General features: G+C 52.4%; 18 protein-coding genes. All 18 read left to right on the top strand.

Annotated elements, in window-relative coordinates; translation table 11 throughout:
* The first annotated feature begins 3 nt into the window (after positions 1 to 3).
* The 18 genes from traE to E5987_RS04310 all read left to right on the top strand — a co-directional run bounded on the left by traE (position 4) and on the right by E5987_RS04310 (position 21970).
* Positions 4 to 609, top strand: coding sequence for a type IV conjugative transfer system protein TraE (gene traE, locus E5987_RS04395; protein WP_160334878.1), 606 nt, complete (start codon positions 4 to 6; stop codon positions 607 to 609).
* Positions 606 to 1307 carry a TraK domain-containing protein gene (locus E5987_RS04390; RefSeq protein WP_160334877.1) on the top strand — a complete coding sequence of 234 codons (702 nt, stop codon included), beginning with the start codon at positions 606 to 608 and terminating at the stop codon, positions 1305 to 1307. The genes traE and E5987_RS04390 overlap by 4 nt, the downstream gene beginning before the upstream one ends.
* Positions 1304 to 2524, top strand: a complete 1221-nt coding sequence (locus E5987_RS04385) for a TraB/TrbI/VirB10 family type IV secretion system protein (protein WP_160334876.1) — start codon at positions 1304 to 1306, stop codon at positions 2522 to 2524. Before E5987_RS04390 ends, E5987_RS04385 begins: the two co-directional genes overlap by 4 nt.
* A gap of 16 nt (positions 2525 to 2540) precedes the next feature.
* On the top strand, positions 2541 to 3368 hold the full coding sequence (locus tag E5987_RS04380; RefSeq protein WP_160334875.1) for a DsbC family protein: 828 nt from the start codon (positions 2541 to 2543) through the stop codon (positions 3366 to 3368).
* A gap of 5 nt (positions 3369 to 3373) precedes the next feature.
* Positions 3374 to 3898 carry a TraV family lipoprotein gene (locus tag E5987_RS04375; RefSeq protein ID WP_160334874.1) on the top strand — a complete coding sequence of 175 codons (525 nt, stop codon included), beginning with the start codon at positions 3374 to 3376 and terminating at the stop codon, positions 3896 to 3898.
* A gap of 27 nt (positions 3899 to 3925) precedes the next feature.
* Positions 3926 to 6652: a type IV secretion system protein TraC gene (gene traC / locus E5987_RS04370; protein WP_160334873.1), complete on the top strand. Its 2727-nt coding sequence runs from the start codon at positions 3926 to 3928 to the stop codon at positions 6650 to 6652.
* A gap of 11 nt (positions 6653 to 6663) precedes the next feature.
* Positions 6664 to 7077: a TrbI F-type domain-containing protein gene (locus E5987_RS04365; protein WP_160334872.1), complete on the top strand. Its 414-nt coding sequence runs from the start codon at positions 6664 to 6666 to the stop codon at positions 7075 to 7077.
* Complete coding sequence (locus E5987_RS04360) at positions 7074 to 7583, top strand: S26 family signal peptidase (RefSeq protein ID WP_202074546.1); 510 nt, start codon at positions 7074 to 7076, stop codon at positions 7581 to 7583. Before E5987_RS04365 ends, E5987_RS04360 begins: the two co-directional genes overlap by 4 nt.
* Positions 7584 to 7594: 11 nt before the next feature.
* Positions 7595 to 8314 (top strand): conjugal transfer protein TraW, encoded by a 720-nt coding sequence (locus tag E5987_RS04355; RefSeq protein ID WP_237178727.1) that lies wholly within the window; start codon positions 7595 to 7597, stop codon positions 8312 to 8314.
* Complete coding sequence (locus E5987_RS04350) at positions 8311 to 9327, top strand: TraU family protein (RefSeq protein ID WP_160334871.1); 1017 nt, start codon at positions 8311 to 8313, stop codon at positions 9325 to 9327. The genes E5987_RS04355 and E5987_RS04350 overlap by 4 nt, the downstream gene beginning before the upstream one ends.
* 13 nt (positions 9328 to 9340) lie before the next feature.
* Complete coding sequence (locus tag E5987_RS04345) at positions 9341 to 9886, top strand: TrbC family F-type conjugative pilus assembly protein (RefSeq protein WP_160334870.1); 546 nt, start codon at positions 9341 to 9343, stop codon at positions 9884 to 9886.
* Positions 9887 to 11080 (top strand): hypothetical protein, encoded by a 1194-nt coding sequence (locus E5987_RS04340; RefSeq protein ID WP_160334869.1) that lies wholly within the window; start codon positions 9887 to 9889, stop codon positions 11078 to 11080.
* Positions 11077 to 13383: a conjugal transfer protein TraN gene (gene traN / locus E5987_RS04335; protein WP_160334868.1), complete on the top strand. Its 2307-nt coding sequence runs from the start codon at positions 11077 to 11079 to the stop codon at positions 13381 to 13383. Before E5987_RS04340 ends, traN begins: the two co-directional genes overlap by 4 nt.
* A gap of 17 nt (positions 13384 to 13400) precedes the next feature.
* Complete coding sequence (locus E5987_RS04330; protein WP_160334867.1) at positions 13401 to 14225, top strand: conjugal transfer protein TraF; 825 nt, start codon at positions 13401 to 13403, stop codon at positions 14223 to 14225.
* Positions 14222 to 15661: a conjugal transfer protein TraH gene (locus E5987_RS04325; protein WP_160334866.1), complete on the top strand. Its 1440-nt coding sequence runs from the start codon at positions 14222 to 14224 to the stop codon at positions 15659 to 15661. Before E5987_RS04330 ends, E5987_RS04325 begins: the two co-directional genes overlap by 4 nt.
* Entirely contained in the window at positions 15662 to 18628 is a 2967-nt protein-coding gene (locus E5987_RS04320) for a conjugal transfer protein TraG N-terminal domain-containing protein (protein ID WP_160334865.1), read from the top strand. It abuts the gene before it with no gap.
* A gap of 380 nt (positions 18629 to 19008) precedes the next feature.
* A complete protein-coding gene (locus tag E5987_RS04315) occupies positions 19009 to 20043 on the top strand; it encodes a DUF3644 domain-containing protein (protein WP_160334864.1) in 1035 nt (344 codons plus the stop codon).
* Between the two features lie 331 nt (positions 20044 to 20374).
* Positions 20375 to 21970 (top strand): FAD-dependent oxidoreductase, encoded by a 1596-nt coding sequence (locus E5987_RS04310; protein ID WP_160334863.1) that lies wholly within the window; start codon positions 20375 to 20377, stop codon positions 21968 to 21970.
* Positions 21971 to 22051: the final 81 nt, after the last annotated feature.

Genomic DNA, 22051 nt, shown 5'->3' with positions numbered 1-22051 from the left:
CAAATGAATGTCCAGGAATACGTCTCCGAAGTCTCTTCCCGACTAGCGCTGCGCACTTCTGTGGTGTACGCGTTCGCAGCCTCCTTGGTGACTAACGTCGTACTGGCCGCAGGCATCGCGAGCATTGAGCGTCAGGAAAGAATCATTGTGCTTCCCGCAGAGACCACCAAATCCTTTTGGCTCGACAATAAAACCGTCTCAGCTGATTATCTCGAGCAGATGAGCATCTTTGCACTGCAGTTGGCGCTCAATAATTCTCCCGAAACGTTCGACTACAACGTCAAGAAGCTTCTTTCTTACGTTGCGCCGGAGGACAGAGGAGAAACCGAGCTTCAGCTCGTGAGCCAAGGCCGCCGCTTAAAGGCGAGCAACGCCTCGGTGCACTTTATGCCCGAGTCTGTGGAAGTGCGTCCCGCACAGCTTCAGGCTGCGGTCACGGGCTCGATTCGTCAATTTATCGGCAATAGTAAAACCTCCAGCATGCGAAAGTGCTGGATAGTTCAGTTCTCGTACCTCGGTTCCCGCCTCTGGATCAATACCATCCAAGAGTCCGACTGCAGAAAACCCTTTGAGGCGCTTTCCGAAGATCATAAGGGAGAGCCGTCATGAAGCAAACCGCAGTTTTCTTAATGCTCCTCGGGGCAACGCTTTGCGCTGAAGCCAAAGAAATGCCCAAAGTACAAACGCAGGCTAAAACCGACGCTTCCGTGTTAGCACCCGCTGCTTTTAAGCAGCCCAACCGTATCTATATCGAAAACGGCAGGATCGCTAAAGCGGTCGCTGATACACAAAGCATCCAGCTTGACCCGGATAAATCCACCGGATCCCTCTACTTTATTCCGCTCACTAAAGAGCAGTCTTCGATTTTTATCATTAGCGAAAGCGGAGAAACGCATGCCGTAACGATTTCTCCTAAAGAACGGCTGATCGCTCAGACAATCGCGCTGAAGGACACCAAGCTGCCGAATCCCCGTTCTCAGCTTTCTTCTAATGATCAGAGCGCTCTTCCTTATGAAGAGCGTGTTCAAAGAATCCTGAGAGCGATTCCGTCGCTCTCTCATGAGCATGCGGAAGTCCTTAAAGGCACGATCACGGACGGCTACCTGATCGGAAATCCGGTAGCCGCCTGGCGCCTCCTCGGTTTAAGGCTGGAGCGCTATCACTTAATGAATCAGACACAGGAAACGCTGCAGATCCGAGAAGCGGATTTTTACCGCCGCGGCGTTGTCGCAGTCGCAACCGAATCCACATCTCTTAAACCCAAGGCTTCAGCGGATCTGTGGATTATTAGAGAGGATGCGTCATGAGCAGCTTCTCAGAAAAAACAGAAAAGTTCAAGCAGTACAAAACCATTGTGATCGCGATTCTCCTCGCAGGCGCGGTCATCTACGGCGTGACTTCCTGCACTGAGAAAAAGGACGAAAGGCCGCCTAAAGGCAAAACCACGTCCACTCAGATTTCTATGGCACCGAGCCAGAACGAATACGAGCGGCATCAGGCCGTCTATAACGAGCGTCTGATGCGCTTGGAAAAAGAAAGCCGTGACGCTAAAAATCGTGAAGCGCAGCTTGAAAAAGACAAGCGACGCCTAGAAGAGCGTCTTGCCGCCTTAGAGCGCGGATCTAAATCCGGAGCTAAGACGCCGATCACTCACGAATCCAAGGACGGCTGGCCGCCCGCGGACGTGATTGGCAAGATACCTTCCTCTAATAGTCCCGTCAGGAAAGGTTTTAAAAGCGGCGCAGCGGGTTCTGCCGCGTCCCGGCGCTACATTGCGCAGGGCAACGCTAACCCTTCTGAGAAGGCGCCTCGTTTAACGGTCGTCAGTTTTGATGAAGCGCTTAACAAGAGTGCTGAGGTTTTTGGCAAAGCCGAAAAGGACGCTCGCGGTAAATCCCTCATGTATCTTCCGAGCGGCACATTTGCTCAGGCAAGACTTCTAAACGGCGCAACCGCGCCCACACGAGGTCAGGGATCCGGAAACCCGGTGCCGATCCTGCTGGAGCTCACCGACTCCGCGGTGATGCCAAACCTCTATAAAGCCGGCATCAAGCGCTGCTTCATGACTGCTAATGCTACGGGAGAATTGGCAAGTGAACGCGTACTGGTGCGTCTCGACCGACTTTCCTGTATAGACGAGAACGGCGGCGCCGTGGATAAAAAGATCCAGGGATATGTCTCGGGCGAAGACGGCAAGACCGGGCTTAGGGCCCGTTTGGTGACAAAAAGCGGCCAAGCGATCGCCAACGCGCTCTTTACCGGCACGCTCGCGGGTCTTGGCAAAGCCGTGTCACTCGCAAGCGAAAACTCCACCACGTCGATTACCGGCACGATCTCCACCACTGTCACTAACCCCTGGCGTGCGGGTGTCGGAGAAGGCGCCTCACACGCTATGGACCGTATTACCGACTACTACCTCAAACTCGCGAGCGACATGTTCCCGGTCTTAGAGGTGGACTCCGGTCGTAAGGTAGAAATCGTAATTTCCAACGGCCTTTCTATCGAACGCATCGATGATAAATAATTTCATTTGAATAAATATGATTAAATCAAAATTTTCTATTCTTTTAGTCTCCGCCCTAGGCACATTCAGCACTTTTGCTTTTGCGGGCGGCGCTTCCTGCGGCAATCCCGCCACGGTCGTTAAGACCGCCTCTGAGAGCACTAGCGCAGCTAAAGTTCAAGCGATTAAGTACAGCAACCTTTCGACAGAACTGAAACAGGCGGTAGAAAACTTTCAGGAGCGCTACCCTAAAACTCAGGTCAAGCTCTTTTCTTTAACGCCCGTTAAAGGCATCTTTGAAGCTTCGGTCGGCAAAGAAGTCATCTACTTTGATTCGAGCGCGCGGTTTCTCTTCTCCGGAAGACTTCTGGATATGGATCAGGGCGTTGATCTGACAGAAAAGCGCGTCAGGGATTTAAGGCGTATCGCCTTTAATTCTCTTCCGCTTGATAAAGCGGTTAAGACCGTTTACGGAAACGGCAGCAAAAAGCTGGCGGTATTCACAGACGTGGATTGTCCGTATTCGCGCAAACTAGCGCAGACGCTTAAAGATCTTAAAGACACGACGGTGTATACGTTCCTTTTTCCTCTGGAATCGATTCATCCGAAGGCCAGAGCGAAGTCAGACGCCGTCTGGTGCGCAAAAGACTCTTCCGCGGAACTCTCTAAAGCGCTTAAAGGCGACGATATTAAAGCGCTCGCTAATAATCCCTTATGTTCTTCCGTGGTGAGCGACGTGATTCGTTTAGCCGCTGAACACGGCATCGGCGGCACGCCCACACTGATCAATGAAGCGGGCGACCGAATCTCAGGCGCGCTTCCCTTAGAGAAGCTTCAGAACTTTGTTGACGCGCAGAAGAGCTGATCATCATGAAACTCAAACTCATTCTTTTAATGCTCTCTTCTGCCGCGCTCACAGGCTGCGGATCGATTACCGGGTTTTCCAACGCGAAGACGGATTTCGGATGCGCGGACCTTTCCGGAGGGCCGAGCTGCCGCAATATTTCTCAAGTGTATGCGGAGAATAATCCGGTCGCTCAGTCCGTCCCCGCCGAGCTCACCGCTGCGGTTCAGGATACGGTCGGAGAACGAAAGGACTTTGTCACGATTATTCCCGCAAAGCCCTGGTGCACGCCCGAGACAGTGCTTCGCGTGTGGCTCGCGCCCTTTACCGATAAAGAGGGCGATCTGCACGATCAGCGCTATCTCTATGTCCGTCTTAATAACGGCAGCTGGGATTCTGAAAGCGTGCAGTCGCTTGCCGCTTCTTCACGCATTTCTAAACCCGTCTATCCGCTTTCTTCAGAGAAAGAGCTGAGCAAGGAAGAAATCAAAAAGGAAAAGCTCAAGCAGCTTCCCGCACTTGGCTTTGGCGCCTCTTCTCATCCTCTTTAATTGTCTTAATCCTAATTGAGTGTACGCATGAACAACCGTCTTAGAAACCTGAGCGCGCGTCTTTCCAAGGCGTTTTCTGTCAAGCGCTTTGAGAGCAACTACACGAGAGCCGACACTATCGGGCACTGCCGCCGCAATTCCTCCATGCTCATCGATCAATTCGCACAGGAGCTCCCCTATGCGCACTTTGACGACTCTGACGGTCTGTGCGCTGTCTGCGCGCCGGACGGAAGTTTTGAAGGCATCGGCTACGTCATAGAAATCCATCCGCAGACAGGCGCGAACGACATGATGGCTAAAAGCCTGGAAGAAATGTTCGGCTCTGTTCTGGAAGAAGGCGCAGGCGTTCAGGTCTCGCTCTTTGGCTCTCCCTATATCGAGCCGCTCACAGAATATATCCGTAAGGCGGCTGTTGAACCGAGCGAAGACGACTCTCCGCTAAGATTTGAGCAGAAATCCATCATGCTCAGCATGGCGCACGCGCGGGCGGATTTCTTAAATCAGGGCGCGCTCCAAGCGCCCCACAAGGACCTTAAAATCCGAGCGCGCAATATGCGCTGCTGGATGTCGGTCGTGATCCCCACGAAACACCCCTTGGACGAGTGTGAGCGCGAACGCGCTAAAACCATTCGCGCTTCACATATGTCCTCGCTCTCACAATGGCACTTTTCTCCGTGGATTTGGAATAAACGCGCGCTCATCAATACCGTTTCGCAGATTCTTAATCCTCAGCGCATGCGCTCCGGCGAATGGTCGCCGGCGGAACCCGATCCCGCGCGTGAACCCCGCATGCAGTGTGTCTCGCGCGACACCCGCATTGACATGACCGAGGACGGCGTGCGCTTTCATTCAAAGCATATCGAGGATGAGGTGCTCGGCATCAGCTTTTCTCCGGTCAGTTATCCGGAGCACATCACGCTTGCCTCCATGATGCATGCCGCAGGCTGCGTTAAAGGAAGTTCCGCCGCGTTTTCCTCCCCGTTTCTGATCACCACTTATCTCAGCAAAGGCTCTTACGATAAGGGAAAAGCGGCCGCACGCCTTAAAAGCGCACGAGCCGAACAGATGGCCGCAACCGAAATCGCCCGAATGATCCCTTCGCTTCAGGATGAAGCTAGGGATTGGCGAAGCGCAATGGCTGCCTACGAAAGCGGCGAAGGACTGCTGCAGTTAAGTCATGAGGTCTTTGTGTTTGCCAAAGCTAGCGAACGCGCCAACGCAGTCGAGAGCGCCAAATCCGTCTTTAAAACGCTCGGCATTGATCTGTGCGTGGATGATTACATGCACCTGCAGGGGCTTATCACATCACTGCCGCTCTCAGGAGGCCCTCTGCTCGCCTTCGATGTAAAACTCGCGCAGCGCTCCTCCACGAAGACCGTCGCAAACGCCGCCAACACGTTGCCTGTGCTCGCCGATTGGAAAGGGACCGGACCTCGCGCGGGTAAAACGGAACCCACGCCGATTCTTTCGTTTTTATCCCGTAGAGGTCAGCTCGTTTTAGTCGACCCGTACGCCAACCCGAACGGCAACTATAACGGTGTTGTGATCGGAAACTCCGGTTCCGGCAAGTCCGTTCTTCTTAATAGTCTCGCGATCGGCTCGCTTGCCTGCGGATCCCGCGTCTACATCATCGATATTGGCGGAAGCTACGCAAAGTTATGCAGCGTACTCAACGGTCAGTTCATTGAACTCTCGCCTCAGACCAAAGAGGACGGCACTTTTGATTGTCTTAATCCTTTCTCGATGATCACAAATATCGACGAGGACATGGATCTGATGCTGCCGCTCTTAGCGCAGATGGCCTCTCCCTCTCAGCCTCTGGACGATTTGAGGCTTTCGCACCTGCAGGTGCATTTTAGAAGCGTGTATGCCAGATCCTTGGAAGAAGGCCGCACCGCGACGATTACTGATCTTGCCGAATCGCTGCTTCGCAACGGCAGACTCGGCGGAACCAACCCGAGAGTCGGTGATTACGAATGGGCGCGCGTCTATGACAGCCTGAGTGCGGACGAACAAAAGCGCTATGACGATCCAAGACTGGTGGACTTAGGCGTGCAGCTGCTGCCGTACGCCAAAGGAGGCCCCTTCGCGTCATTTTTTGAGGGAGAAGCCAATATTAATTTCGACAACAACTTTATCGTTCTTGAACTCCAGCAGCTCAGCACCCGAAAGTCGCTGCAGTCCGTAGTGCTGCTTCTTCTGATGTACAAAATTGATTTGGAGATGCGCAGAGGCGAGCGCTCTCAGCCAAAACTCGTCATCATCGATGAGGCCTGGGACTTAATGGCGGGCGGCCACTCCGGTAAATTTATCGAAACCGGCTATCGACGGGCGCGTAAACAAAACGGAGCATTTTTTACCGCGACGCAGAAACCGGGCGACTACTGGAAAAGCGATACCGCAAAAGCCGCGCTCGATAATGCCGACTGTATATTTATTCTGAGACTGAAGGATTCCGCGCTTGCCGAGGCGGAAAAGGAAAACCAGCTCGGTATGGATGAATCCGAATACAAAATCCTCGGATCGCTCACTTCACTTGCCGGCGCCTACTCCGAGGTATATGTCCGCATCGGAGACGCCCCGCCCTCTGTTAATCGTCTGATTTTGGACCCGTACACGCTGCTTCTCACGAGCTCCCATCCGAACGATATTTCCGACATTCAGAAATTCCGGTCCAAAGGGCTTTCTACTCACGACGCGATTCACGCGGTTCTTAAGGAAAGAAGCCTGAAAGCCGCCAACCCTAATCCTTGATACTCCAAAGAATGAAACCCGTTCATATTATTTTGTCCTCCGTACTCTGCGCAGCGTTAGCCGCGACCGCCGTTTTAGCCGCACCGACCGCCCTTGAGCACTTCTCTAAATTCAGCTCTAAAGGCAAACTTGCTGTCCTAAACCTCAATGAAGTAGTTGAAGCCAACGAAGCCGCGCTTGCCGCTGGCGGCCTTAGAGACGAAGAACTGATGCTCGAAGCCAAACGCTTTGCGCTCAATCTGCAGAACGAACTCAAAGCGATGCAGAAGGACTGCGGCTGCACGCTTCTTGTCTCGTCAGCGGTTATCGCGCCGCACACACTGCCCGATTACACGGACGAACTCTTAGCGCGCTTGAATTTATCCCGCGCTCAAAAGCAAAAAGATCTGCGCAGGATTTCTGAGCGCGTCCGAGGTGCGTCATGATTAAAACTCATCCGAGAGTCTTTGCGCGGCGCCTCAGGACGCATATCGCAAAGTGCGGCTGGATATGGCTTTTGAGTTTTCTTTTAATCAGCCTCTTTACGCACTTTTATCATCCCGCCGTAAATCGTACCGAGTCCCTGCCGTTCACGCTCTTTTTAATTGAACGCGGCGAGAGAAACCTCTCGGTCGGAGACTATGCCGCCTTTAACCCCAAACCCGATTCCGTAGACGGTTTCGAACTCACCTTTGTAAAGGAGATCGCCTGCGGCCCAGGGCAGCGGATTGAAGCAATCAATCGCGAGATATTTTGCGACGGTAAAAAAATAGCACTCGCAAAAACACACTCTAAGCGCGGTGAACCTCTGGATGTGATCGCCTCCGGCGTGATCCCGCCCCATCACTACTTTATGCGCGGCACACACCCGGATTCCTATGACAGCCGTTACGCAAAGTTCGGACTGATCGATCGGTGCCGATTCAGCGGCAAAGCACATCCTCTCTTTTAAGAGTCCATTCGATGAAAACCTCACAAATTGCCGCAGGATTCGCTTTTATCGGCTCTATCGCACTATTCACCGCGCTATCGGCCGCAAACGCGGAGTCGGACTCGTCTCTTCGTATGCCAAAACCACAAGCCGCACAACCCTGCGCGAAGCCCCGGGCGAAATTAGAAAGGCTCCCCACGCTTGGGCCGCTCACCGAAGTCATTGAACCCAACATTCTCGAAGCGTTTAAAAAACGGGTACGGACAATGAAGCAGGACGGCTCTTACGATCGCAGACTTGCGGAAAACAAAACTAAAATCCGAAAATCTTTAGAAACGCCGCTGCCTGCGATAGCGCTTTCTGCCGCCAATGCGCTGCGCGTCTGGGATGTGACGCCTTCCATCCCTGAGCGTCTCCCTGAGAAGCTGCTTCGTGAGTCTCGGCAAATCGAGCTTCCGAAGATCCCGCACGCGCTGCTTTTTATCAATGCGGATGACGAACAAAGCCTCAAGGCCGCAGAAAAACTCATCCGCAAACTTCCGGATGTGCGTGTCGTTTTAACGTCAGGCTCGATTTCCGAAGCATCGGATCGTTTAAATCGACGCATATTTTTTGATCAGGGCTCTTCCCTTGTCCGATCCTTCGGCATCCGACAGGTGCCCGCGCTTTTGTTTAACGGAGAAACCGGCCCTCAGTGCGCCGAATTCCCGGCCGATGAACCCGAGTTAGTTTTACCGTATCTTCGCTCATGAAACGTCTTCTTTTAATTGTCATGTTCAGTCTGTGCGCCCTCTCAAGCGCTCAGGCCTCCGGCTGCCGAGGCAAAGTGATCAATCCGCTCACCGATGTCTGCTGGAGCTGCATGTTCCCGATCAAACTCGGCAGCATTACGCTCTCATCGGGTGCCAACAAAGATCCTGAAACCGACGCGAACGCGCTCTGCATGTGTGTTTCCGGCGCCAATATCACTGTAGGCCTTAATATGTCGTTTTGGGAGCCGCTCAGAACCGCGGAAGTGGTTCGTACTCCGTACTGCTTTCCTTCGCTAGGCGGCTTGGATCTCAATGTCGGGTTACGGGCGCCCGCGCACGGCCGCACGCCTAATAAATCCGCTTCCTCTCAGCGATCCTCCTTCTATCAGGTCCATTGGTACTTCACGCCCTGGCTCTTTGTGCTTGAAGCTCTGCTGGATTCAAACTGCCTGGAGCAGTCGGCATGGGACTTAGCCTATATGACGGAACTGGATCCACTTTGGGATGATCCGGTTACCACCTTCTTTTTAAATCCCGACGCGAGCCTCTTTGCGAATCCTGCGGCCGCTGCCGCATGCGCAGCGGACTGCGCCGCAGCGACCGCGGGCCTGCCGATTTCCGAACTGTACTGGTGCGCGGGCTGCCACGGCGGAATTTTCCCGCTCACGGGCTGGGTCGGCGCGCATGTGCATTTTCCTCAGGCCTCTTCTTTACTGGTCGCGCGCTTTACCATGAAACTGCACCGTCAGGGACTTCAATGGGCGGCCTACGGAGAAAAGGGCCAGTGCGGCCCGTATCTTGAACCGATCATGGATAAGCGCGTCTACCGCACTCAGATGATGTATCCCGCACGCACAACCGGTAAACAGGACGGCCGCTGCTGCTACCCGATGGGCGCCTCAAGCGCGCTGTGGTACTCCGGTAAAACATGGGCCTCGGGCGGCGAAGACGCCGCATATCTGATTTTCCGCAAACGCGACTGCTGTCAGGGCAGCGGTGTCACTCCGTCTTAATTCTCGATTTGCTATGCGCTCGATTTTATTTACGCTCCTGCTCTCAGCCGCTTCTGCTGCCTTTGCTTCAAACCTCACGATTGATGACGTGCTGCAGTCCGCCTCACAGTTTGCCCAAAACCCCGCACCGGCCAAAGAGACTCAAGTATCTGCCTATATGCTCGTCTCCCTGTCAATGCCCAAAGCCTCGTTGGAAAGACTCGCGCGCGACTGCCGCGACGCGGGTGTACCGATGGCCTTTGCGGGCGTGCCCTCTGACGACGAGAACCCCAAGGCGCCGCTTCTGAATCCTAATTCTCTGAAAGCGTTTGCGCCGCTCATCGAGGCGGGCGCTCCGATCGAACTTCATCCGGAATTATTTACCGAGTTCGGCATTAAAGAGGTTCCGGTACTGCTGATAAAAGAAGAAACTGATTCAGCCTGCGGAACCGCTCCGCGCGCAGTTGCCGTACCAGGCGATGTCACGCTCGGCTATGCGCTGGATCAGCTCTCCGATCGACAGGATGTCTTCGGAGAAAAAGCTCGAGCGCTGCGCGCCAAACTCGGAGACAGAAACTAAATGCGACTTCTGCCTCTCATCATCGCCTTCTTCTCGCTCAGCGCGGCGGTTTTATCGGTCTGCCTCGCCGCGGATAAGGATTCCGCTATGCAGGCCGCAAAGGAAGAAGCCGCCAAACTGAACCTCAAGGACTATATATCGGAGGGCGGCGCATCCCAAGTCGTTCCGGAATTTGGTTCCGACGTCTCGGATCTCACTGCGCTGTTCGAAAAAGGACAAGGCTCACTTCTCAACCCCGGCTCACAAAAAGCCGATGGATGTCTCTCTAAGACGAGTATGGACTGTCGAGCGGTCCAGGTGATTTACGACACGCACGCAAGACCCGGATGGCCGGAGTCCGATTTTGAGGGCATGCTCGCTGATCGGGATCAGCTGCTGAACAAACTGCCGGAGCTGCCCTCCAACGGCCAAATGGTCTGCGAGACCATCACGACAACGCAGCCCCCGCAGACCGATTTTGCGGTCTGCGAAGAAAGCGTCAACGCCTCCACTGAAGCCTGCTTTAAGGGCTGGGCAGAAAAACTCGATGTATCCACATTATTTGAGTGCGTCAGCCGCACTGCTCAGAAACTTCAGGTCTCCTGCCTTGCCGATTACGTATCCTCCACTCAGCAGTACAACTGCCGACATGCGCCGCTCCAAACCTGCAGCGCGGGCGAAGTCGTCAATATCGACAGCCGCTATACCTATCAGTGCGAATCTAAGAATTTCCAGCAGAAGCCCTACCGCTGCAACGAAGTGCTTCGCATCGACGGATTTGAAGGCTGTGAGCCGGGTTCCATGCACATCGCGCAGTCCGAAACCTCCTCATACCTGGGTCAGGACGACTGTTCGGGCGGAGACATGATCGCGCTCAAATATCAGTGCTCCACTGCTAAAACACCGCTGCTTCAGATCGAACCCAATGTAAAAAATTCCCCTAACTTCACTTTCAGCGTAGAAGCTGAAGATTTTGTTGTCGAGCGCGAGTTCTCCAACTGCAAGGGGCGCTGGAGCGGTAAAACCCGATGCTCGGGAACCAACTGCAGCACTGAGATCAAAATGGAAATATTTATCCACCCGGGCAAATGGGACTATTCCGGCTCTATTTCGCAAAACTTCTTTTTCCAAAAGGCGTCCACTGAGCACCTCGTCGAACAGTGGCAAAAAACCTGCATTGCTGACGACGGTACCGAGATCAAGGCCGCCCCATGAGCAAAATACTCCTGTCTTTAATTATCCTTACCTTCAGCCATAGCGCCTTTGCGGTCTGCGAGGAAGGAAAGCGCATCTGCGTCGACGGTCCCGGCTCTAAATTTATCAACGGGGTCGAGGTTTTTCGTGAGTGCTGGAACTACCAAACCGAAATGCGCTGCTCGGAAAACGAAACTATTGACTACTGCAAGGGACTCTCCTCCTTAAAGCAATGCGCCAAAGAGTCCGACGTATGCACCTCCTTCGGTCTAAACGGCGAGTGCCTCGGGACGCTTTCCACATACCGCTGCTCGGCTCCCGCCGACAATATCGAAGGCGCAGTCCTCATCGACTACTCCCACACCGTCAACAGCGGAAGCGATACTTCCTCCTGCGCTAATTTTTTAGATAACCCTCAGTGTTTTATCGCTAAAGAAGAATGCGTGGAAGGTCCCGGCACAAGGTTCATTAACGGCGTCGCGGTCTACAAAGAATGCTGGAAAAAAGAATACTCGTACGCCTGCGCTGCTCAAGGCGTCTCCAATAGCTGCTCGCAGCTTCAGGCCGCAGGCTGTAAGCCCGTGGGCGACTCGGTCTGCATAAAAGAAGGCGCCAACGGATGTACGCAGTTTCAGCAGACTTATCAGTGCGCGGACACGCCGCCCATCGCCGGAGACGATATCACGAGTGTCGGAGGGACTCAGAATCCGGGATTTGACATGCTCTCCTGCACGCACGCGACTGCGGGCATGACATGCTCCGCTCCTAAAAGTCTCTGTCTGAAGGAAGGCCCCGACGGCGACTGCCTTCAGCTCCAGTACACCTATGACTGCGTTAAAAACGTTTCCGACAATCGCTGCGAAGTTTTAGAAAAACTCCCCGAGTGCGAAGTTCGCTCCTCCGTGTGCGAAGAGAGGAACGGTCTGAGCTGTATCGCATACAAAAAAGAAATCTTCTGCAAGGGCGATAAGGAAATCGATGCTCCCGGAGCCGACATCATCGATTCCAACATCTCAATCGGCAGCATTTCTCAGTCCGATACCTGTAAACCGCTCGAAGAGAATCCAAACTGCGCGATCCTTAGAACCGAATGCACTGAACCCGGCGGCGAGAAAATCGTCAACGACGTTCCAATCTACAAGGATTGCTGGAAATATGAACACACTTACGTCTGCGGCGCGCTCTCAGGCACTCAGAGCGACTGTGACAAACTCGAAATGAATTCCTCCTGCGTGAAGGTTTCTTCCGACTGTATCGCCATTGATGACAGCGGCAAGTGCCTCACCACCGCACATACCTATCGCTGCGAAGAAAAGGAAGGCAGTGTCACCACCGAAACAGTCTGCCGACCCGCGGAATGTCTCGACGGTTTGTGCGACGGAGCAAACGATCCTGCGGACACAGACTTTTCCAAGGTGCTTGCGTACCTGGAAATCGTGCGTCAGGCATCCGTCTACGGTGATATCGAAAACGGCCTCTTCTTTAACGGTCAGAAGGATAAGTGCACTAAAAAAGTCCTCGGCTTCTCCTGCTGCGATACCAAAGTAAAAGCGGGAACCTCCAATTCAAGCGCGTTCGGCAAGGCCATGAGTTTTGCCGGAGAAACCACGGTTGAAGCGATCAAATACGTCGGCAGTCCTTATGTCTATGATGTGCTTTCCGCAAGTTCCGCAACCGAAGGCATGCTCAACTTCCTTTACGGCAATGCGGCAAGCGGTGTCTACAACCCTTCGCTCTCCTTCTACGGCTTTGGCATGACGCTGCAGGGAGGCACAATGTACTTCACATTTGACCCCTATTCGTTTGCGATATCGGTGGCGTTCCAAATCGCAATGGATTACCTGCAGTGCGAACAGTCCGAGCAGACCTTAATGCTGAAAAAAGGTCAGAACCTTTGTCATTACGTCGGCACCTACTGCTCCAAAGGAGAAAAGTTCGGCTGTATTGAACGCAGCGAAAGCTATTGCTGCTACAACTCGCCGCTCGCACGAATCCTGCAGGAGCAAGGAAGAATCCAGCTCGGAAAATCATGGGGCTCAGCCAAAGATCCGGTGTGCACCGGATTCACGATGGAGGAACTCGAGTCACTGGATTTCGACAAAATGGATCTCTCCGAATTTGAGGCGCTGATCGTCACTAAGAACGGTCTTGATGACGCTGCGGCAAAGGATCGCGGAGAAACGCATCTCGATAACCTCATCAGTAAAGACCTCGGCGCATATGTTTCTCCCTCTGTCGGGACGTCCGCCGTGGTGGATCCGAATTTCACCGGTAAGCCGCAGCTGCCCGCTAAGAAGCGAAATCTCAAACAGCCTAAACCCTAACCCTATTTTTAATCGATATGAAACTTCATAAATTATCCCTGTTAACACTCTTTCTCTGCGCAGTCTCGACGCAGGCTTGCGCATCCGACTTCTGGAAGGAAGATGTCTGGAAAAACCAGGACCGCGGCTTTCTGTACTACCCCGACGAAGAAAAGCCCAAACCTAAAACAACTCCGTTCAAAGATCTAAATAGCATCCAAAGCGCAGATGAACTCAAGGCAGAACACGCGTTTCGTTTAGCGAACGCCTCCTTTAATCCTACGGAAGAAAATGTTCTCGCGTTTCAGGAGGTCAACTACTTCGTACAGGAAAAAGCTTCTCTCTTTACAGATGTCTATCGCAGAACCTCCTGGCAGAACCCTCAGTTTGATTTCTCGACACTCAACCCGGCGGCCAACTTTGCGCAGGTAGCGCTCAATTCGTCCCGCGCTGAACAAAAAAAAGAGGACATCCGGTCTCTGACTCAGTCATGGGGCCTGATGTACTTCTACCGCTCTGACTGCCGATTCTGCGAGATTCAGTCTCCGCTCATTAAACGTCTGCAGACAGAATACGGGTTTGAGCTGCTTGCAGTCTCTTTGGACGGCTCTGCAAACCCGCATTTCCCGGACGCGCTTCCAGATAACGGCGTCTCTCAGCTGCTCACCAACGGAGAGGGACTCTCACGCGTTCCGGCTCTTTTTATGGTTAAAAGCGATAAATCGCAAAGCTATCTGGTTTCGTCAGGCGTTCTTTCGCTTGAGGACATGCTCTCCCGCATACAGACGCTAGCGCTTAAATCTCCCGGCCAGTCTCTCTTCAGAGGCCAAGACGCTCTCAGCCCCCATCAGAACGCATCATGATTAAACTTAAAAAAATTCTCTGCGCAGCGCTCTGCGCCGTCTCCGTGTCTACTTCGGCAAACGCGGGATTCATGAAAGATTTCTATTCCGCTGCCGGATCCTACCAGGGCAATCTCACTGAAGCAGGCGTCTATCAGTCCGCAGGCATGAACACTGTGACCGCGGGCGGTTTTGTTTATCGAGCCCCAAGAAAGGATTTCAACGCTTTCTACTTTACGCCGCCCTCCCTGTCCGCCGGCTGCGGCGGTATCGACATATTTATGGGCGCATTCGGTATCCCGAGCCGAGAGGAATTCGTTGCATTCCTGCGCAATATCGGTACAGCGCTTCCGGGGCTCGCGTTCCAGCTCGCGCTGCAGTCGCTCGCGCCGGACTTAAATGAACAGGTCACCAGTTTCCGTGACATGATCCGACAGTACACCGGTATGTTTCAGGATTCCTGCACCACTGCTCAGAATCTGATTAAGATGTCGGGTGCCGAACAATGGCTGCATAAGCTGAGCTACGACTCCAAAAATGAACTGCGCTCTTCAGGCACCGTCTCCGACGCCTCTGAAGCCGACGCGATGACACGCACCAACGGTTCCGCCGTCATAGAAAATTCGCCAACCAGACGAGATTCCGGAGGCAACATCGTAGACGCGCCGGAACTCAACCTCACTTGGTCACTGCTCTCGGGCGGCAAATTCTCCGCGGATTACAGCGACGAGCTCAAAGAGCTCATGATGACGCTCGTTGGGACCGTCATCTATGTTCAGGAGGGCAGCGGAAACGACGCTGTGACACGCGCGATCCCGATCGCGGGCCAGGATTTAGTCGGATTTTTATTCGGAAGACCTGATGAAGAGGCGCTCGACGCGGAGTCCTTTCGTCTTCGCTGCGTCAAAGAGGACGGAGACGATCGCTGTCTCACGGTCCGTAAAACGCCGCTCGATGAAATGAACCTGCCCTACGAATTTATGCGCGCCGCGGCTGCCTACCGTAATTCCATTCTCAGCAGAGATCCCTCGCTCGTCTCTAAAAACGACCTGACTCTGCTCGCCTCCTCATCCACGATTCCGTTAATCCGTCTGATCAACGCGACCACCTCGCACCGATATCTCGGATTTTCTCAGGACGTGCTCAGAATTTACGTGGAGGCAGCCGCCTACGAGGCCGTGATCCGCGCCATGGATCGATTATCTCTGGATATTAAAACCGCGATTGCCGCGTCTTCTGCCTCCCAAACCAGCGTCATCGCGGCCGACCATCTTAAAGCGATTGAGCAGAGAGTGGACGCCGTCCGCAGGGATTTAGCAGATCGAAGCGATGCCGTATTTCAGCAGATGAGCCGAGCGCACTCTTTTGTGACGCAGATTTCTCACCTGGAAAGAAGTGTTAAAGGTGCACTTGCGGCCGATCTTGCCGCCAACCTTAAATTCGGAGCCGCAAATTAAATGGTGTTGGACTACTACGCTTATTGGAACGGAGGTCAGATCCGTGACCTATTCGAGGCGCTTGTCGCGATCTGCTCCGGCCCCTCTTACACCGGTCTGATTAAATCCGCGGTTCTCGCAGGTTTCCTCGCCGCCATCACCGGAGCGCTCCTTAAATGGCAGGGCCTTGCCGCTAAAGTCTACCTTTTTGCGGCCGTGCTCTTTTACTCAGTCATGCTCGTTCCCAAGGTTGATCTTGCGATTCATGACGAGAGAAACACCGATGTTTATGTCGTGAGCAGCGTCCCGTTAGGCGTAGGTTTCTTTTCTTCAGCCGCCTCACGCATCGGACGATTCCTGACAGGTTCATTTGAGACTGCGTTTTCTTTACCGGACGCCGAACGATTCAGCCGATTCGGTCTGGTCTATCCGCAGCGTGCCGTCACAGCGCTACTGAACGCGGGCGCTGTCACGCCGGAAGGAAGAGCGCTTTCCGAGCGAGTTACCGCTGACTGCGTAGGTCCCGAACTCACTGATCATCCCGACAAAGTGAACGAGCTCGCTCAATCAGGCAACCTTTGGGCCACAATCAAACAGGAAGGCTGGGTTAATCCGGCCCGTTCCACGGTCGCTCAGGACGGATCGGTGCAAAGCTGCGAAGCGGCGGTTCAGTCGCTGGAAGACCATCTAAATAATGTTGAGATCGATTTTATTAAAAAGCGCCTCGGCGTACTGCTGGTGCCTGAGCAGCCGGATCCTTCCGCAGTGATCGCGCGCACGCTTCCACACAGCGAGGCCCTGCTGCTTGGCGTCTCCCGATCGCTTGAGGACAGCCTCAAGCACTCGGTCATGCTGTCTGCGCTCCCGCGAGGTCTGGAAAGCATTGCGCGCCAAGCGGGAGCTCCGCTCGATTTGGCGGTTAAATTTTCTTCGGCTTCCGCAAACCTTTCATCAGAAATCAACTACCGAACACTGGCTAAGTTAGCCGAGCAGAGCCTTCCTAAAATCCGCAACTGTGTGGAATTTATCGTCATTGCCGCATTTCCGCTCATGCTTGTTCTAATGATCGCTGCCGGTTCGGCTGCAGGGGTAGTCTTTCGATCTTTTTTTGTTCTGCTCATTTGGGTTCAGTTGTGGGCGCCCCTATTTGCGATCGCCAACTATCTCATGATTACAGTGGACGCCAATCCCATGAACCGACTGATCGCGGAATTCGGCGGAAGCACACTTCAGGCTGCGGATTTAATCCGTGAGGCCGGAAGCTCATCACAGGCGATCGCGGGCAGTCTAACGCTTCTGATTCCGATGATCGCATTTGCGCTTGCCAAGGGAAGCGACATGGCTTTTGTTTCTATGGCCTCTGGCCTTATGGCGCCTGCGCAGGGCGCGGCTTCTTCTGCTGCTAATCAGGCGGGAAGCGGCAATTTTAATGCGGGCAATGTCTCACTTGGAAATACATCCCGAAACTCCGAATCCGCTAATAAATCAGATCTGTCTGCCGGATGGTCGGATCCATATGCCTCACGCACTCAGACCGCCTACGGAACGGTTACCAGAGATCAGGACGGAACGGTTGTCGGTATGCAGCGCACTGCTATTGATCTCGGCGTTTCGTCAAGCGGCTCGCTGACGCAGTCAAGATCTGTACAGTCCGCTTCCACGTCCTCCGTTTCCCTGACGCAGTCAGAGTCAAACGCACTGTCCGTCAGCTCCGCAGCTACATCTTCGGATTCTTCGCTGCGCTCTTTTGCTCATTCGCTCTCAGAAGGTCTCGCAAAGCGCAGCGCGCTTTCAGACGTTTCCTCGGGCGGCGTTTCCTCGTCCCTCAGTCAAAGTGTGGCAGAGGGCTCCTCCGCGTCACGCAGTCTCTCGAATTCTGAGGCATTCAGCGTCACGAGCGGCATACAGATGAAAGCCGCTGTAGGTGAAGCGGGCGCCGAGGGCGAAGTCTCCAAACCCACAGCCGAAGGCACTCTTCTTAATGCTCCGAGCTCCGTCCCGCAGCTCTCCGCGGTCGATAAAACAGCCGCCGGAGCCGGCAATACTTCAAGCGGAAGCACTTCAAGCACCGGCAAGAGCGGAAGTTTCAGCGCCACGCTTCGCGGCGCTGCGGACGGGTTCGGCGTCGGACTCTCCGGAGAAACAAAAACCGCGCAGCAGCTCGTGGATACGGCTGTCGGCTCTAAGACAAGCGCTACAGCCAGACAGCGGGCTGAAGCATATCACTCGCTCAGATCCGCCTCAGAGGAGATTGCCGCAACGAGTGACGATGTCGGTGTACGACAGGCAGCGAATGCGTTCACCAAGGCTCTCGACAAAGCCTATCGGACATCTTCTGATCGCGGCGTAACACTCAGCCGGGGACAGTCCGCATCACAAACCGTGTCAGAAGGACTCAGCGGAGATGATTCAATGATTGTCAACCGAGACGCGGCCGTCATGAGACGCTACATATCTTCCAGCGGGCATTCGGCAGAAGAGGGTCTGCGTCATCTGTTTCATGATGAACTTGCCAGAGAAAACTTGGGCGCTGCGATTTCCGCTGACGCGCTGGACAGATCCGCCTCCGGTCAGTATGCCGGCACCGGTCAGATTCAGCAAAAGCGAGCAGAGCTCTCAGAGCTCACAGTCATCGGAAAGCGCACTCTGAATCGCACAAAGCTTGATCATTCCAAAACTGTTAGCCAAGAAGGACAAAAAATCCATACAGAATCCGATCTCAGTTTTACCCGGCTGAATCGTTCTCGTGAGGAGTTCTTACGGCAATACGACAAAGACAGATCCCAAAGAGACCTAGCCGCAGCCGCGTCCATGGAAGCAACTGATCTGAAGAAGGAAACTTTCGACGACGCCGTTCAGCGGTATCAGCAAAAAGAAAAAGGCGCTTCCACCGTACTTAAAAATGCGTTCCTAGGCGGTGCCGGTTACACCTCACCTATGGATGCAGGAAAAACTGAAAAGGAAAATGATTTGAGTGAGAAGAAGTAGCTGAAAAAGGCATACTCAACTGTCCTGTTGACGGAATGAAGGAGAATGCTTCGACCGCAGTTGTTCTCTCCTTCTTCTTTCTAACGAAAATGAAGGCCAATAAACTTGTACAAAAGTCTTATGCGCACTCCAACATTATTAAAAATAATTTAAGCGCCCCGTGCAATACCAAAAAATAAAGCTATTCCCGATAGTCAACTAGATCGGAATAAAACTGTTTTCTAGCCATTCTGCAACTCCACACTTTACTTTCCCAAATTTCTAAATTTTATAACCACTCTAATTTGGTCTAGATCAAAGAGAGGGGTTCCTTTCTTGTTTCATCATCTAGAAGAATATATGAGTATTTGCTAAACTCCTTCAAAACCAAAGGAGATACAATGAATCCGCCCAAGCCCATGTTTTCTCGGCTTTTCGAAAAATCAGTAGAAGCGTTTCTCTTAGCCGTCGAAAATTACAATAAACCTACTATTCGCTATAGGGTGGAAGCTTTCGCGATATTCATCTGTAACGCTTGGGAACTTCTACTGAAAGGTTACCTCATTAAAACTCAAGGATTAGAGAGCATTTACTACCAGCCAAGCAAAGACGTAAAGAGAACATTTAGTCTGGAGAGATGTGTCAAAACAATACTCACGAATGAAAAAGACCCGGTAAGATTAAATCTTGAGAAGATAGTTGAACTTAGGAATACAAGCACTCATTTTATAACCGAAGAGTACGAGATGCTGTATGTTCCTTTGTTTCAAGCATGCATTTTCAATTATTCGGATAAGTTATCTGCCTTTGCTGATATAAGCCTGGGGGACCGAGTGTCTCTAGGCTTTCTATCCCTCACCACAACCATGAACACTTTTTCCATTGACGCCTTGAGAGGAAAATATTCGTCGGACATTTTCGAGCATATTTCGCGTCTTAACGGGGAATTAAATACTCTTGCAGGGGCTAATGGACCAAAGTTTGCAATTCCTGTCGAGCACAGATTTTATCTAACTAAGAAACGAGAAGAGGCCACCGAATGCGTTACCGTGGTTCCAAAAAGCGATAATCCGGTCGCTATTATCAAAACGCAATCCGATCCTAACAGCACACACAGTTACTCGCTAAAGAAAATAATAGACTTTATAAAAAATCGTCTTAGAGAAAAGAATATTAATCTTCTTCTTAATGGCGCAGTTGTTAATTTCAATAAATATCATTGCTGTTTGTTAATTGACTATTTCGCCATTAAGAAGCAACCAGACCTTTGCTACATCGACAAACACGATCAAAAAGACAGATACTATTACAGTCAGAAAGCTGTTGATTTTATTCTGGGTGAGCTCTGCAAGGATCCCGGAAATATCCTCACAGAGCTGAAAGCAAAGACAGCACCAGGGGCAAAGGAAAATTCTAAGCAAACTTCCGGCAGTTAGCCTACTCCCATTCGGGAACCCAGCACTGATCCTTCGCGAGCTATCCTGCGTTGGATTATAAGTAGAAATCGAGCAATCTACGAGTTTTATTGTACCCAGTTAGGGGATTGTGCTGATATCGTGCGCAGTTGTAGGCAAACAAAATGGGAGTATCCGCAGCATTGAGATCGTTTCGTAAATATAGATAAAACCTTTCTTTAAATCATTCAGTTAATCCGCAACTCTACGATTCTAAATACTTATTACTTAGAACAATTGAAATTTTAATAGCCAAGATCAGGGAGCATGGGTTATAACGTAATCGTAATCCCTCAACCATGGAGAACTCACCATGTCTACCAGAAGAAGTTTCCTTAAATGCGCCTCGACCGCTTCAATATCCGCCCCCGTCGGAATGTCCGTTGCAATCGCAGCCGATCGTCCTGAAGATATACCCGCTTGGGATAATGAGGCTGACGTTGTCGTCTTAGGATATGGAAATGCAGGATCAAATGCCGCAATTGCAGCTGCAGACGCAGGTGCAAAGGTTTTGATTCTCGAAAAAATGCCTCACGGCGGCGGTAATGTATCGGTATCCTCCGGCGGATTTGTCATTCCGACAAATAAGGACGATTACTTCAAATTCCAAAAGGCGCTTTACGAACTTTCCCGTTCGGAATGGGATAAGGAACTTTTAGACCTTTTCTGTGAAGAATCTCTTCATTTAGGCGATTATGTTCAGTCTCTAGCGCCTGAAGGCAAAATTGGTGTCTACGGACACGCAGGCTATCAGGAATTGCCCGGCGCCGACTGCGTCAACAAGATGTCCGTTCGCAATGTCCCCGGTGCAAAGGGCGGAGATCGATTATTCGGCATTTTCGACAGAGCCGTTCAGGCTAAAAATATTCCCGTTATCGTTAACTGCCCGGCAAGAAGACTCGTCCGCAGAGGAAATGAAGTTATCGGCGTAGAAGCCTTGAAAGACAACAAGCCGTATTTTGTAAAAGCAAACAAGGCCGTCGTCATCTGCACCGGCGGATTCCAAAGCAATCCTGAATTAATGGCACGGTACATCTACGGAAATCCGATGGCGTATCTCGGAAGCCCCGCGCACACCGGCGACGGTCTTCTGATGGCCCAGTCCATGGGATGCGATCTGTGGCATATGAATTCGGTTTCTGCTCCGCTCGGCGTGCAAGTCCCCGGAGTTCAGGCCGGTATCTCTATGGTTACTAGACAGCCTGCCTTCATTTGGGTAGATCAGGACGGCAAACGCTTTGTTAATGAGAAGAAACTCGATTACCACTGCTCTTGGATGTCCGTCAATAACTTCGATGCGATTCAGCACAGATATCCGAGAATTCCGTGCTACATGATCATGGATTCCAGCTATCTCAAGGCAGGCCCCATCATTTCCAACGGAGGTTCCGGATGGGCGATCAACCGCGAAGGATACAAATGGAGCAGAGACAATCAGAAAGAAATCGACTCCGGCGTCATCATTCAAGCTCCGACCATTAAGGAACTCGCACAAAAGCTGAATATCAAAGTTCCTGAAGTACTCGAAAGCACCATTGCGCGATGGAACAGTGATTTGAGAACAAAAGGTATCGATACTGAGTATGGCAGAACAATGACAGCTGATCCGAATATGAAAGCGGTTTTCGTAGGCCGTGATGTAAAAAGCTGGTCAGCTCCTATTGAGGAAGGCCCCTTCTATGCTGTGAAACTGGTTCCTGTCACCTATCACACCATGGGCGGCCCCAAGAAGTCCGTTAAGGCGGAGGTTCTTGATCCGTACGGAAAACCGATTCCTCGACTTTTCGTTGCGGGCGAGCTCGGTTCCACATGGGGCCTTACATATCAGGGTGCCTGCGCTAACGCTGATGCAATGGTATTCGGTCGAGTCGCCGGTAAGTACGCGGCTCAATTAGAACCCTGGAAATAAAGAGTAATAGCGGCGAAGCTTGCAGGCCTCGAACTTATATAAATCGAGGCCTGCAGTCTTTTGTGTCGGCGACAAGTCTCA

The organism is Parasutterella muris, assembly GCF_009767915.1.
In the GTDB taxonomy this organism is placed as follows: domain Bacteria; phylum Pseudomonadota; class Gammaproteobacteria; order Burkholderiales; family Burkholderiaceae_F; genus Parasutterella; species Parasutterella muris.
Note: the sequence above shows the minus strand (reverse complement) of the source record. Positions and strands in the feature narration are given on the sequence as shown.

Bases quoted from the DNA above. Each gene is read 5' to 3' on its own strand.
- traE (WP_160334878.1), top strand. From the start codon at position 4: ATGAATGTCCAGGAATACGTCTCCGAAGTCTCTTCCCGACTAGCGCTG.
- E5987_RS04390 (WP_160334877.1), top strand. From the start codon at position 606: ATGAAGCAAACCGCAGTTTTCTTAATGCTCCTCGGGGCAACGCTTTGC.
- E5987_RS04385 (WP_160334876.1), top strand. From the start codon at position 1,304: ATGAGCAGCTTCTCAGAAAAAACAGAAAAGTTCAAGCAGTACAAAACC.
- E5987_RS04380 (WP_160334875.1), top strand. From the start codon at position 2,541: ATGATTAAATCAAAATTTTCTATTCTTTTAGTCTCCGCCCTAGGCACA.
- E5987_RS04375 (WP_160334874.1), top strand. From the start codon at position 3,374: ATGAAACTCAAACTCATTCTTTTAATGCTCTCTTCTGCCGCGCTCACA.
- traC (WP_160334873.1), top strand. From the start codon at position 3,926: ATGAACAACCGTCTTAGAAACCTGAGCGCGCGTCTTTCCAAGGCGTTT.
- E5987_RS04365 (WP_160334872.1), top strand. From the start codon at position 6,664: ATGAAACCCGTTCATATTATTTTGTCCTCCGTACTCTGCGCAGCGTTA.
- E5987_RS04360 (WP_202074546.1), top strand. From the start codon at position 7,074: ATGATTAAAACTCATCCGAGAGTCTTTGCGCGGCGCCTCAGGACGCAT.
- E5987_RS04355 (WP_237178727.1), top strand. From the start codon at position 7,595: ATGAAAACCTCACAAATTGCCGCAGGATTCGCTTTTATCGGCTCTATC.
- E5987_RS04350 (WP_160334871.1), top strand. From the start codon at position 8,311: ATGAAACGTCTTCTTTTAATTGTCATGTTCAGTCTGTGCGCCCTCTCA.
- E5987_RS04345 (WP_160334870.1), top strand. From the start codon at position 9,341: ATGCGCTCGATTTTATTTACGCTCCTGCTCTCAGCCGCTTCTGCTGCC.
- E5987_RS04340 (WP_160334869.1), top strand. From the start codon at position 9,887: ATGCGACTTCTGCCTCTCATCATCGCCTTCTTCTCGCTCAGCGCGGCG.
- traN (WP_160334868.1), top strand. From the start codon at position 11,077: ATGAGCAAAATACTCCTGTCTTTAATTATCCTTACCTTCAGCCATAGC.
- E5987_RS04330 (WP_160334867.1), top strand. From the start codon at position 13,401: ATGAAACTTCATAAATTATCCCTGTTAACACTCTTTCTCTGCGCAGTC.
- E5987_RS04325 (WP_160334866.1), top strand. From the start codon at position 14,222: ATGATTAAACTTAAAAAAATTCTCTGCGCAGCGCTCTGCGCCGTCTCC.
- E5987_RS04320 (WP_160334865.1), top strand. From the start codon at position 15,662: ATGGTGTTGGACTACTACGCTTATTGGAACGGAGGTCAGATCCGTGAC.
- E5987_RS04315 (WP_160334864.1), top strand. From the start codon at position 19,009: ATGAATCCGCCCAAGCCCATGTTTTCTCGGCTTTTCGAAAAATCAGTA.
- E5987_RS04310 (WP_160334863.1), top strand. From the start codon at position 20,375: ATGTCTACCAGAAGAAGTTTCCTTAAATGCGCCTCGACCGCTTCAATA.